Raw genomic sequence first — 12608 nt, 5'->3', positions numbered from 1 at the left:
CGTGTCCGACGTCGTTCTCGAACTCCCGAGTGACCTGCGGCACGAACTGAAAGAACCGCTCGGACGTATCTACACTGACACAGCGGCGCTGCTATCTGACGCCGGCAACCCAATCATCGCCGTCGGCGACATGGTCACGTACCATCTCATCGAGGCCGGGCGGACGCCCGACCTCGCGCTGGTCGACGAACGGACCAAACGCTCGGCTGTCGACGCGGACGTGTCAGCGGCAATCAGCGGCTTCGACCGGACGCTTTCGGTCGACAACCCGGCCGCGACGCTCACCGCTGAACTGCTTACTGCGCTTCGAGGCGGTATCGACAGCGACGAGACGACACTGCTGGATGTCGACGGTGAGGAGGACCTCGCCACGCTCCCTGCAGTGCTCGCCGCGCCCGCCGGAGCCAGCGTCGTGTACGGCCAGCCAGATGAGGGGATGGTGCTGGCCGACTGCGACGACACAGCCCGGGACCGGGTCCGGTCGCTGCTGGAGCGGATGGACGGCGACGCCGAGCGGGCGATTGCACTCCTGTCGAACTAACTAGCAAAAACGCGGACAGGCTTTATTCCGGCCGAGGGACGCTGAGGTTCTGCATTTCTGTCTCACAGCGGCCACAGGAGACCGTCGAGCGCTCGCTACAGAGGCGCTTCCCGCAGTCCGGGCATTCAAACAGCTGTTCGTCGTCGTCGCATGGGGCGGGGTCTGACCACGTTGGCATGCTTGAGACTAATTAGCATTTGTCACGGCATAAACTTTGCTTATACCGAAATAAAAGACAACGCTTGTCCAGATAAAGTGGACGTATGGTCACTCAAGAACGTGGATGTGCCTGACCAGTGAGCGGTGAACGCGCCGCTTGAAGTAATCAGTGACAGCCCAGCCCGCGCCGGTCGCGGCCTCGCGCCAGTCGCGGTCGGCGACGAGGACGCACCGCCCTGCGACGCGGGCGGCTTCGCCGAGCGCACCGGACACGAGTGGAGCCAGGTCCCCCTCGATACGGGACTGACGACCGTAGGGGGCGTCGAAGACGACGGCATCGACGGCGTCGTCGGCCACTGGCAGTGCGGACGCGTCGGACCGGAACACCCCCCACTCGCCCGGTTCGGGATAGGCGTCCCTGTTGGGGTGGCCGTCGCCGTTGAGTGCGTAGGCTAAGTTCTTGCGCGTCCCCGAGACCATTTTTTCCTGTGCGTCGCCGCCGACCACGTCGGCCCCAACCAGCCCCGCCTCTAGCAGGAGGCCACCGGTGCCACACATCGGGTCCAGTATCGTTGCGTCCGGACCGGCTCCGGCGATGTTGACCAGTGCGCGGGCTTCGAGTGGGTCCATGCTGCCGGGCTGGAAGAACGGACGGTCCGTCGGCTGGCGGCTCCCGAAGTCCCGCACGCTCTCGGCGGCAAGCCAGCCCAGCGCACAGCAGGCCTCGCCGGTCCCGCCCTCCTCGTCGCCGTCGGGGTCCGAGAGATAGGCGTAGAGGACGTGGTCTGGGTTGTCGAGGTCGACGGGAAAGCCACGGTCGGTGAGCACGCCGCCAAGCGTCCGTTCGGCCTGTTGGGTGTCGATGCCAGTGCTCGCTCGCACGTCGACCGCACGCACGGCGACACTCCCCTCGCGGTCGATGGTCGCGGCCGATAGCAACTCGGCGGCACTTTCGATGTCTGGGTCCGAGGTTCCGAGCAGGTCACAGGCCCGGTGGGTAAACGCGAGGTGGCGAACGCGGTCGCTGATACCCCGTGCTGTCGCCAGTCCGGGGGCGAGCACGTCGACGGCGCTCGCGGCGCTTGCGGCCTCCTGCCGCGCGAACGCGTCGTCCTGCCCGCCGAGTTCGAGGACGTACACGCCCGAGCGGTGTGGGCGAGCGGCTATGAGCGTGCCGGTCGCGCTCGGGAACAAAACGCACAAGCGAGCGGCCGCCGAACCCCGAGTATGCTCCAGTCCGGGTTCTCCAGCCTCACCGGCGGTGGTCTCCTCGCGGTCCTCGTGACTGTCCTCGTCACCTGGCTCTTCTACGCCCTGACGCTCCACTTGGCTGCGACGTTCTTTATCGGCGACGTGCCGAGCCAACTCGCCGCTAAGGCTGCTCTTGCGCCGGCAATCGTCTCGCTCATCCTCCAGCGCTGGGGCGTCGAGTCCGGCGTTGTCTCGGCCGATCTCGGCGTCGCGGTCGTCCTGCTTCTCACCCTCATCGCCGACGGCATCGCAATCAGCCTCTCCTACCGGCTGTCGACCCGCTCGACGGCCCCACTCGTGGCGCTGCATCTGGCGTTTGCGGCGGTGCTCGGGTTCGCGCTAAACAACATTTTCATGTTCTTTTGACTCTCTGAGCTGGGAATGAGGTGAGGGTGTCTGTGGAATGCGGGCGCGGAGCGGAGTGTGGTGCATACCGCGCCGGAGGCGCGGTTTCGCTCCGAGCGCGGCCGCAGGCCGCGACTCGGAGGTCGTTTTTAGCGTAGATTTTTGCGAACCCGCTCCCCACAGCGCGCTCTACGAGCGCGCGAGGAGAGGGGGTGACGTAAAAAGGTACTATTCAACCAGCCGTTCTATCTCTGTGACGAGGATATCGCTCGCGCCCACGTCCTTGAGCGAGCTAATCGTCTCGAAGACGGCGCGCTCCTCCACGACGGCGTGGACGGCGAGCTGGTCGGAGCCGGCGATGTCCATCACAGTGGGGCCGCCCATGCCCGGAAGCACGTCTTCCACGTCATCGAGGGCGTCCTCGGGGGCGTTCATCATCAGATAGCGTTTGTCTTCGGCGGCAAGGACGGAGCCAAGCGCGGTGTCGACCTGCTGGACCTTTTCGTTTTCAGCGGTGTCTTCGCGGGCGAACAGGCGGACAGAGCTTTCGAGTACTTCGTCGACGACGGCCAGCCGGTTCATACGGAGCGTGGTCCCGGTCGAGGTGATATCGACGATACCGTCGGCGATGTCGACGTGCGGGGTCAGCTCCGTCGCGCCGGACACTTCGGTCACGTCGACACCCACGTCGACCCGGTCGAAGTACCGGCGGGTGATTTTAGGGAACTCCGTGGCGATGCGGCCGTCCTCGAAGTCGTAGACGGTCTCGATATCGCTCTCTTCAGGTGCGGCAAGAACGAGGCGACAGCGGCCGAAATCGAGGTCTCGGAGTTCGACGAGGTCGTCGGTGTCGGACTCCCGGACTTGGTCGAGGCCGGTGATACCCACGTCGGCAGCACCGTCCGCGACGTACTCGGGGATGTCGGCAGCGCGGGCGTACAGGACGGTCACGTCCGGGTCGACGGTATCGGCGTGCAGTTGGCGGTCGGCCCCGTCGACCAGATGGAGGCCGGCCCGTTCGAGCAGTTCCTCGCTTGGTTCGTGCAGGCGGCCCTTGTTGGGGACGGCGATTCGCATACGCCTACTGGCAGGCCGCGGGGCAACTGTCTTTCCCCTCAGGCTGGCCGGGCCTGTGGGCGGAACCGTCACAGGCGGTCCCGGCGTGGGAGGACAACAAAGGTACCCGCGGCCAGCAGCGTCAGGCCAGCGAGACCGTAGAACGCGACGGCAAACAGGTTCTGGTCGGCCAGCAGACCGACGGCCGTCGAGCCCAGCGAACTGATCCCGAAGAAGCCGGTCCGGAGCAGGCCCCAGCCGGTCCCTTCGGCGGTGTCAGGCAGCGTATCGACGATGTAGGCGTTAGCTAGCGGGCCGACGCTCATCCGAACCCCGATGAGGCCGGAGACGATGGCCAGCGGCACGACCCCGCGGACGGACGGAATGAGCACGAGTGGAACGGTACTGACGAGCGCGACAGCCGTCAGGACACTGGGCGTTCCGTATCGGTCGGCGAGCCGGCCGGTAACCGTCTGTGAGAGCGCGCCACCGACGAACAGCACCGAAAGGAGCGCCCCGGCGGTCCCCTGTGAGAGGTCCCTGACTGTGACCAGATATGTCGTGAGAAACGCTGTCACGGCCTGAAAGGCAAACAGCATCAGTGTCTTTCCGGAGACCGACAGCATGAGCCGACGGTTGCGAAAGCCGGTGAGGACTATTCGGAGGTCCTGCCGGAGGCTCCGTTCGGACTCACCGGTCGGGCGGTCCGAGACTGAGAGCCAGAGCGCGCCGGCGACAAGGATGAACAGCGGAGCGGCGCTGGCAAGCGCCAGCCGCCAGCCGTACCGTGTGGTGACGAACGCGGCGACGGCAGGCAGTGTGGCCGCGCCGAGAGAACCGGCCGCCATTACGACACCGAAGGCGGTCCCCTCGCGGACATCGAACGTCCGCGAGAGCGCGGTCCCGCGGGTCGGGCCGTACACCCCAGTTCCGAGCCCAAACGCGCCCGTTGCGATGAGGAACAGGGAGAACACCGGCGCGAAGAAGTAGCCCAGCAGCCCGACGCCCGACAGCAACGCTGCGGCTACCAGCAGTGTCCGCTCCCCGATTCGGTCGATCAGCACCCCGGCCGGAAACTGTACCGCCGCGTATGTGAGCCAGAGTACTGTGACTGCGAGCCCTGCCTGTGCGTTCGAGATGACGAACTCCTCGCGTATCGTCGGCAGCACCGCAGGGACGACAAACCGCATCCCGAGAACGAGAAACCAGCCGGCAGCGACGGCAAGCAGCATTCGGCCTGGGCTTCCGTGCCGCATGGCGTTGACCCGTTGTCGGAGTTGCTCTGCCGCCGCCATTCTCTTGCCAATCCGAACGCGCCGGAGCCGAAAGACCCCTGCGGAACAGGCACTGCTGTCACTGCGACACCCGCCGATAAACGTGGCAACACGCCACACAACGACGGCGTGGACCCGGCGAACTAAGGCCCGCGGTTGCGAAGCCACCGCCATGAGCGAACTTCTCGTCACCGGCGGGCAGGTCCTCCGACCTGACCTGACCGTCGAGCGTGCGGACGTACTGATTTCACAGGACAGCGGCGACATCGTGGCCGTCGACGAACCGGGTACACTGGACGGCGACGACGAACTCGACGCCAGCGACGGCCTGGTCATCCCCGGTCTGGTCAACGCCCACACGCACGTCGCGATGACACTGCTTCGCGGTCTCGCTGACGACAAGCCCCTCGATGCCTGGCTGCAGGAGGACGTCTGGCCCGTCGAAGCGGAACTGACCGCCGACGACATCCGCGCTGGGGCGGAACTCGGGCTGGTCGAGATGATACGGTCGGGGACGACGGCGCTGTCGGATATGTACTTCGAGGTCGAGGAGATCGCGGACGCCGTCGACCAGGCTGGGATGCGAGCAGTGCTTGGCTTTACGGCAGTCACTGTCGGCAAGGACGACGAGGCCGCGCGGTCTGACCTCGAAGAGAGCCTCGACGTGGCTCGGAAACTCGACGGTGCGGCTGATGGCCGGGTCCGGACGACGTTCCAGCCACACTCGCTCACGACCGTCGGCGAGGAATACCTGCGCGAGTTCGTCCCACAGGCGCTTGAGGACGACCTTTCGATCCACCTGCACGCCAACGAGACGCGCGACGAGGTGATGCCTATCGTCGACGAACACGGACAGCGCCCGCTCGCCTACGCTGACGATATCGGCCTGCTGGACGGCGACACGTACGTAGCCCACGGCGTCCACGTCGACGACAGTGAAATCGACCTGCTGGCCGAGACGGGTACCGGCGTTGCTCACTGCCCGGCCTCGAACATGAAACTCGCCAGCGGGATGGCTCCGGTACAGGACCTGCTGGACGCTGGTGTCACCGTGGGTATCGGAACCGACGGCGCGGCCTCGAACAACGACCTCGATATGTTTGACGAGATGCGCGACGCGGCGATGATCGGCAAACTCGCGGCTGACGACGCCAGCGCGGTCGATGCTGGCACTGTCGTCGAAATGGCGACGGCGAACGGCGCGGCTCTACTGGGCTTCGACAGCGGCCGCATCGAGATCGGCGCGAACGCGGACTTGGCCGTCATCGACCTCGACGCCCCACACCTGACGCCGGCCCACGACCTCGTCTCGCACCTGGCCTATGCCGTCCACGGGAGCGACGTGCGCCACACGGTTTGTGACGGCGAGGTGCTCATGCGCGACCGCACTGTCGAGGTGTTCGACGAGCAGGCCGTCCGCGAGCGGGCCAGCGAGCACGCGGCCGCGCTGGTCGAACGAGCCGGTAACTGAACAGGCGGAATAAACGCTGAGAGCTAGCTTTAAACTGTATAACTATTCCTCAGTCGGTGTTGTCGACTCTGCAAACGGCCTGAACGGGTTGAACGAGAGGGGGTGTTTATCGCTCTCTCGGCGAACCAATTGGCTACGATGCGCACCAAACTCTTCGCACTGTACGCCGCTGTCGGACTGACCTTGCTGGCCGTCGGTCCGGGTCTGGCGGCCGCTGCGGACTCAGCCGGTAACACCGACGCAGGGAACACCCTCGCTGTCGGTGTCTCACAGGCTGACGACGGCAGCGCGACGGTATCGGTCACACAGAACGAGACGGGCGTCGAAAACGCCTCAGTTGCCGTGGCGACGGCTGACAACACCTCCTACGCCGGGACCGGCAACTACACCACCGACAGCAATGGGACGGTTGGACTGCCTGCCCCCGAGCAGAACGTGACGGTCGACGTGACGGCGATGGCCGACAATCACACTGCGACGACGACGGCGGACCTGACCGTCGCGCCGAACGTCACCAACGTGACCGAGTTCGACACCTTCGGACTCGAAGTATCAGCCTACGTGAGCGACCTGTTGAGCGACGAGAACCGGACCGGCGGTATCGGCCCGGCCGTGGCCAGTTTCGTGACGGCGAACAACCCAGGTAACGCGCCGGACCACGCCGGCCCGCCCGCAGCTGTCACCGGTGAGAACGAGTCCGACGACAATGAGACCCACCCCAGCGAACGACAGGGTCCGCCGGCCGACATCTTCGGTGACGACGAGAACGAGACCGAGGACGAAAACGAGACGGACGACCGCCGCGGCCCGCCCGAGGACGCCGGACCGCCCGAAGACCGCGGTCCGGGCAGCGATGACGCGGAAAACGAAACTGACGACGAAAACGAGACGGACGACGACCGTCGCGGTCCACCCGAAGACGCTGGGCCGCCCGAGGACCGCGATGACGACGACGTGGAGAACGAGACTGAAGACGACGAGAACGAAACCGAGGAACCGGAAGACGAGACGGAAGACGCGGTAGAAGAAGACGAAACCGAAGAGCAAGATGAGGACGACGATGCTGACGACGACAACGACAGCGACGACGATGACGACGGCGACCGCGGCCGTCCGGACGACGCCGGCCCGCCGGACGACCGCGGTAACTGAGCGGCTTCGGTAGCGTTTTAGGAACTCTCTTCCTCTATCGTGGCATGACGACGCCTATTTCCGAGCGACTTGACGACCTCGACGAGGCTCGCGACTCCGGCCGCCGAAAGATGGACTGGGCCATCCAGCATATGCCCATCTGCGGCGCGCTCCGCGAGGAGTTCGAGGCCGAGAAGCCCTTCGCCGGTGAACGCATCGGCATGGCGATGCACGTCGAAGCCAAGACCGCTGTCCTCGCGGAAATCCTTGCGGTCGGTGGCGCAGAAGTCGCCATCACTGGCTGTAATCCGCTCTCGACGCACGACGACGTGAGCGCCGCACTCGACGCCGTCGACGGCATCACCTCTTACGCCGAGCGCGGCGTCGACGACGAGGAGTACTACGCGGCTATCGAGGCCGTCATCGCCCACGATCCGACCATCACCGTCGACGACGGGATGGACCTCGTCGCGGCCATCCACGAGGATTATCCGGACCTCATCGACACCATCATCGGCGGGGCAGAGGAGACGACGACTGGCGTCCACCGACTGCGCGCGATGGATGAGGACGGCGAACTCGACTATCCCGTGTTCGCTGTCAACGACACGCCGATGAAGCGCCTGTTCGACAACGTCCACGGCACCGGCGAATCCTCGCTGGCTTCGATTGCGATGACGACGAACCTCTCGTGGGCCGGCAAGACCGTCGTCGTCTCCGGGTACGGTGACTGCGGCAAAGGTGTCGCAAAGAAAGCCAGCGGCCAGAACGCCGACGTGATCGTCACCGAAGTCGAGCCCCGCCGCGCGCTCGAAGCGCACATGGAGGGCTACGAGGTCAAGCCGATGGCCGAAGCCGCCGCCGAGGGCGACGTGTTCATCACGACGACCGGCAACCGCGACGTCATCATCGAGGAGCACTTCGAGGCGATGCAGGACGGCGTCCTGCTCGCCAACGCCGGTCACTTCGACGTGGAGGTCGACCTCGACGCCCTGTCAGACCTCGCCGTCGACACCTACGAGGCCCGCGACGGCGTCCAGACCTACGAGATGGCCGACGGTCGCCGCCTGAACGTGCTGGCCGAGGGCCGTCTGGTCAACCTCGCGACGCCAATCGCACTGGGCCACCCTGTCGAGGTGATGGACCAGAGCTTCGGCGTGCAGGCCGTCTGTGTCCGCGAACTGGTCGAAAACGGCGACGACTACGAGGCCGGTGTCCACGCTGTTCCGGACCGACTCGACAAAGAGGTCGCGGAGATCAAACTTGACGCCGAGGGCGTCGACTTCGATTCCCTGACCGATACGCAGGCCGAGTACATGGATTCCTGGCAGCACGGGACGTAGGGCGGGGCGCGACCGCAGGAAGCGGCCCGCCAGACGCGCAGCGGTGACCGAAGGGAACCGCGAGCAGTAGCGAGATTCTGAGCGGAGCGAAGAATCTCGCACCGGAACGGGGAGCGAAGCGACCCGTGGAGGACACAGAGTGGTTCGAGCGGAGCGAGCGGTCTCCAGACTACAACGTCGACGAGACTGCCACACGATAACCGTGCTGGTAACCTTCTTGAATCGATTTAGGATTCAAACACCAGCTTTCGTCACCACGATGATTAGTGTCGGCGCTGATGTCTCGGTATGGCTGTCCACGAGACCGCTCAGATTGAGAATGCGACGCTGGGAACCGTCGAGATTCGAGAATACGTCACAATCCACGACGCCGACATAGACGACGGCGTCCAGATTTACGAGGGGGCCTCGATCAAGAAGGCGACCATCCACGGCCCGACTGATATCAACGCAAACGTCTACGTCGAGAACGCAACGGTCGGCGAGTCCGTCCAGATCGGGCCCAACGCCTCCATTGTCGGCGTAACCCACGACCTCACCGACGCGGGCATGGAGTTCCAGAACGACACGTTCGACGAGATAGTCATCGAGAACGGGGCTTTCATCGGCGCTGGCGCGGTGGTCCTCCCGGGTGTCACAGTCGGCGAAAACGCCGTTGTCGGGGCCGGAACCACTGTAACTGAAGACGTTCCCGCCGAGACTGTGGTTCGAACCGCCGCGGAAACGGTACAGCGCTCCCTCTGAGCGTCGGCACAAAACACTGGTCTCCACCTCCCGGTGAACGTGTTACCCACCGCGACCGATCGGCTGGGCGGGGGTATTCACTCCATGCAGACAAAAAACCGACCGCTTCGTAGGTGTCGCCGGTACGTCGACTGGTCCTACTCAGTTACGTCAACAAAGACCGTGGACTGAATCCATGCAGACGGGTTCTCCGGGTCGCCGATGTGGGCGACCGTATCCACGCCAACATCGTACTCTTCGAATGTCGCTCGGATGCCCTCTTGTGAATTGGTGTGTTGCTCGTGCGTCATCGGTGTGTTCCGTGTCTCGTTTGGCAGTTACCTCGTCGGCAATGACTGCACCGGTCCAGTTCCCCGACCGAACCGTGTGCAGTCGCCGACCCGCATATCCTTACCACACTTCATCACTGGAGAGTGGTGGGCATCCGTTTGTCTACTAGCTGTATTCACCCGCCGCGGGGCCGGTCCTATATGTATAGCCCCACAGTCTGGTCGCCCTCGCTGTCGGGAATCTGACACCGCCCGTCCCGGTGACGGCAATTTTATTCGCTCCCATCCGAAAGGTGGTGGCAATGGAACCGCTCCACGCACGCTACCCCTTTCTGGCGCGGTCGCGGGAGGCCGTCGAAGCCGCGGCGGTGGACTTGGGCGAGATCGTCGCCACGGACGAAACGGTCACAGCGCGCGCGCTGGAGCGGGTCGAATCGGCAATCACGGACGGGACTGTCGGTGAGCCACATCGACGGACCCGCGTCGAACTGCTGTCGTACCCGGTCGCCCGTGTGCTGGTATCGCTCGTCGACGTGCACATCTGCACCCGGAAGTACGCACAGGCGGAGGCTGAGGCGGCCTACGACCGGTTCACCGAGGAGTTCGAAACGACGACGGAGCTGAAATCGACGCAGCGCGAGACGCTGGACCGCACGGAACTGCTCGCGGAGTTCGACCTTGCCAGCGCTGTCAGCGACGCCGGCCATGGGTACCGCGTCGAGGTCGGCGCGTATCTCGACCTGGCGGCCGATCAGCGGGGCGATTCTTGGCGGCTGGTCAATCGGCCACTGGCCGACGGCGAGGTCAGGGTCACCGCCGAGGAACTGAACGTCCTGTTGAAACAGGCGATTCGCCATCGGGTCACCGACGGCCTGCCGTTCACCGTCCCGGATGCCATCGCCGACGAACTGACCGAGGAAGTCGACCGCTTAGAGGAAGTCCTCTCGGAACTGGAACTCACCCGCGAGATCGACACCGTCGTTCCGGAACTGTTCCCGCCCTGCATGAAGTCCCTGCTCGACCGGGTACAGAAGGGCGAGCACCTCGAACACCATTCCCGATTTGCCATCGCCACCTTCCTCACCGGTATCGGGATGACGACGGACGAGATCGTCGACCTGTTCCAGGTCAACCCCGGCTTCGGCGAGGAGGCGACCCGGTATCAGGTCGACCACATCCGCGGGGAGACCAGCCCGACGGAGTACTCGACGCCGGCGTGTTCGACCATGCAGTCCTACGGTGACTGTGTCAACATGGACGACCTCTGTGAGACGATTGCTCACCCGATGGGCTACTACGAGCAGAAGTTAGACGACACCGACGAGGAGGAACTGGTCGACTGGCGCGAGGACGAGGGCGAGGAAGAAGCTGACGCCTAAAACTGCTGGCGTTCGAGCCAGAGGCCAGCAGCGGTCATAAACACGACGAACAGCCCAATTGCGCCAATGAGTGCATAGCCGCCCGTTGCCTCTACGGTTGACCCACTGAGATACATCTGTGAGGCGGTAACAGTTGCGCCGACGAACAGCACGACGGCGACCGCTGAGATGACGATTTGCAGGAGCGTCTCCCGCTCGATATCCATGCTCTGCGATTTCACAGGGCCGGCAAAAAGGGTATCGAAGCGCTGGAGCCCACTGGCCGAGCCATTTAGGCCTGTGTAGCACCTACGTTTCAACTGGACACATTGGAAAATACAGCCGTGTCCGCACCTATGACGCTCATCGAGCCAGCAGCCGACCGGCAGAGTACCGCACTTGCACCGGACCTCCGTTCCCTCCCGGACCGGGCCGCCCGCGCCTGGACCGAGCGCATGGCCGTTCGCCCACGAGCGGACAGCACGTATGCCGTGGCGACGGAGAGCGACAGCACGTACCTCGTCGACATCGCACAGCACGCCTGTTCCTGCCCGGACAACCGCATCCGCGGCGAGCACTGCAAACACCTCCGGCGCGTTGCCATCGAAATCACCGCACGGCGGGTCGCACCGCCCGGCAAGCAACGGGCGGTCTGTGACGCCTGTGGCACCGTTACCTTCGTCGCCGCCGACGCGGGAACGCCCCATCTCTGTGGCAACTGCCGACTGGAAACCGGCGACATCGTGCGGGACCGCGAGACGGACGACAGCCTCGTCGTTACGGCCGTCACCGACACGCCGGCCGACGACTGGACCATCGAGGCGACCGACGGGACGGTTGCCGACTACGACACTAACGACGGCTACCCGCCGGACGACCTCGTGGTGCTGGCGACGTATCTCTCCGACGCCGTCAGCGCGACTGAGCCACGAGAATACGCCTTTCCGCTGTCACGGCTCCGCCGCGCCGAGGATGCCGAACTCGTCGTCGGCGGGACACAGTAATCGAACGCTTGTGAACCGCTATTCCAGCATCGCTGCGGCTTCCTCTTTGTCGAGGTCGCCGCGCTCGAGGGCCGACAGCACGTCCAGTACGCTCTGGTCGGGGCCGTCGTCGCCCACTTCATCCAGCGTGACCTTCTCGGAGTTACCCACGAACTCGTCGAAGTCAGTCCCGTCGGAGAGCGCTTTCTCCTTTTTCACGCGGTAGTTGCCGCCGTCGGTCGTGTGGAGGTCCGCCGGGTGGAAGAAGTACCAGTCCTCGCGGTCGAACCGGACGCCGATACGTGGCTTCGCGCCGAAGTTCCGGGCGAAAAACAGCAGCGCCTCGACCTCCTCACCGGTGAGATAGATGGGGTCGCCGGCGCTGGATTTCGCCTCGATAGCGTAGAACGTCTCGCCGTCGCCCGAGAGCACGTCCGGCAGTTCCCGCTCGGTCGCGCTGCCGCTTGCCGGCGCGCGCATCACCGCAAAGCCCGCCTCGTCGAGTGCGTTGACCAGTTCGCGCTCGCGGCGGTCGCCCTTCGCGTTCGAGTTTGCCATTATCAGGTCGTGGAGCGACGGGGGTAAAACCGTTCAGATACAGCCAGACCGTTCATTCCGTTCAGAGAAGCGTACACTGATTTGACCTATCGCGGGGCATATACGCACCAGTACCATCCCAGACT

15 protein-coding genes are annotated in these 12608 nt (G+C 64.7%); 8 read left to right on the top strand and 7 right to left on the bottom strand.

Annotated elements, in window-relative coordinates; genetic code table 11:
* Position 1 precedes the first annotated feature (1 nt).
* Positions 2-541, top strand: coding sequence for a GTP-dependent dephospho-CoA kinase family protein (locus AV059_RS07025; protein ID WP_058993375.1), 540 nt, complete (start codon positions 2-4; stop codon positions 539-541).
* Positions 542-563: 22 nt separating this feature from the next.
* On the opposite strand, the gene AV059_RS22010 is transcribed toward AV059_RS07025, so the two are convergent.
* Positions 564-719: a rubrerythrin-like domain-containing protein gene (locus tag AV059_RS22010; RefSeq protein ID WP_004960444.1), complete on the bottom strand. Its 156-nt coding sequence runs from the start codon at positions 717-719 to the stop codon at positions 564-566.
* An 89-nt stretch (positions 720-808) separates the two neighbouring features.
* Positions 809-1840, bottom strand: a complete 1032-nt coding sequence (locus AV059_RS07020) for an RNA methyltransferase (protein ID WP_058993373.1) — start codon at positions 1838-1840, stop codon at positions 809-811.
* An 87-nt stretch (positions 1841-1927) separates the two neighbouring features.
* Between AV059_RS07020 and AV059_RS07015 the strand changes: the two genes are divergently transcribed.
* On the top strand, positions 1928-2317 hold the full coding sequence (locus AV059_RS07015) for a hypothetical protein (protein WP_058993371.1): 390 nt from the start codon (positions 1928-1930) through the stop codon (positions 2315-2317).
* A gap of 207 nt (positions 2318-2524) precedes the next feature.
* On the opposite strand, the gene hisG is transcribed toward AV059_RS07015, so the two are convergent.
* Together hisG and AV059_RS07005 are read right to left on the bottom strand one after the other, a co-directional pair.
* Positions 2525-3373 carry an ATP phosphoribosyltransferase gene (gene hisG, locus AV059_RS07010; protein ID WP_058993369.1) on the bottom strand — a complete coding sequence of 283 codons (849 nt, stop codon included), beginning with the start codon at positions 3371-3373 and terminating at the stop codon, positions 2525-2527.
* A gap of 68 nt (positions 3374-3441) precedes the next feature.
* Positions 3442-4584: an MFS transporter gene (locus AV059_RS07005; RefSeq protein ID WP_058993367.1), complete on the bottom strand. Its 1143-nt coding sequence runs from the start codon at positions 4582-4584 to the stop codon at positions 3442-3444.
* 214 nt (positions 4585-4798) lie between these two features.
* Between AV059_RS07005 and AV059_RS07000 the strand changes: the two genes are divergently transcribed.
* From AV059_RS07000 to AV059_RS06985, 4 genes are all read left to right on the top strand, one after another.
* Positions 4799-6097, top strand: coding sequence for an amidohydrolase (locus AV059_RS07000; protein WP_058993365.1), 1299 nt, complete (start codon positions 4799-4801; stop codon positions 6095-6097).
* 138 nt (positions 6098-6235) lie between these two features.
* Positions 6236-7249 (top strand): hypothetical protein, encoded by a 1014-nt coding sequence (locus AV059_RS06995; RefSeq protein ID WP_058993363.1) that lies wholly within the window; start codon positions 6236-6238, stop codon positions 7247-7249.
* 44 nt (positions 7250-7293) lie between these two features.
* Positions 7294-8571, top strand: coding sequence for an adenosylhomocysteinase (locus AV059_RS06990; RefSeq protein ID WP_058993361.1), 1278 nt, complete (start codon positions 7294-7296; stop codon positions 8569-8571).
* A 288-nt stretch (positions 8572-8859) separates the two neighbouring features.
* Positions 8860-9315: a DapH/DapD/GlmU-related protein gene (locus tag AV059_RS06985; RefSeq protein ID WP_058993359.1), complete on the top strand. Its 456-nt coding sequence runs from the start codon at positions 8860-8862 to the stop codon at positions 9313-9315.
* A 137-nt stretch (positions 9316-9452) separates the two neighbouring features.
* Here AV059_RS06985 and AV059_RS22325 read toward each other — a convergent pair whose 3' ends face one another.
* Entirely contained in the window at positions 9453-9605 is a 153-nt protein-coding gene (locus tag AV059_RS22325) for a hypothetical protein (protein WP_195156630.1), read from the bottom strand.
* A 281-nt stretch (positions 9606-9886) separates the two neighbouring features.
* On the opposite strand from AV059_RS22325, the gene priL reads away from it, so the two are divergent.
* Positions 9887-10963: a DNA primase regulatory subunit PriL gene (priL, locus tag AV059_RS06980; RefSeq protein WP_058993357.1), complete on the top strand. Its 1077-nt coding sequence runs from the start codon at positions 9887-9889 to the stop codon at positions 10961-10963.
* Here the strand turns inward: priL and AV059_RS06975 are convergent.
* Positions 10960-11169 (bottom strand): hypothetical protein, encoded by a 210-nt coding sequence (locus AV059_RS06975; RefSeq protein WP_004590143.1) that lies wholly within the window; start codon positions 11167-11169, stop codon positions 10960-10962. The genes priL and AV059_RS06975 overlap by 4 nt on opposite strands.
* 129 nt (positions 11170-11298) lie before the next feature.
* On the opposite strand from AV059_RS06975, the gene AV059_RS06970 reads away from it, so the two are divergent.
* Positions 11299-11946: an SWIM zinc finger family protein gene (locus tag AV059_RS06970; protein ID WP_058993354.1), complete on the top strand. Its 648-nt coding sequence runs from the start codon at positions 11299-11301 to the stop codon at positions 11944-11946.
* An 18-nt stretch (positions 11947-11964) separates the two neighbouring features.
* Here the strand turns inward: AV059_RS06970 and hjc are convergent, their stop codons facing one another.
* Positions 11965-12483 carry a Holliday junction resolvase Hjc gene (gene hjc / locus AV059_RS06965; protein WP_058993352.1) on the bottom strand — a complete coding sequence of 173 codons (519 nt, stop codon included), beginning with the start codon at positions 12481-12483 and terminating at the stop codon, positions 11965-11967.
* Between the last annotated feature and the right edge of the window lie 125 nt (positions 12484-12608).

Source organism: Haloarcula sp. CBA1127 (assembly GCF_001485575.1).
Taxonomy (GTDB): domain Archaea; phylum Halobacteriota; class Halobacteria; order Halobacteriales; family Haloarculaceae; genus Haloarcula.
The sequence above is the reverse complement of the archived record's forward strand: the minus strand, read 5'-3'. Positions and strand labels throughout refer to the sequence as shown.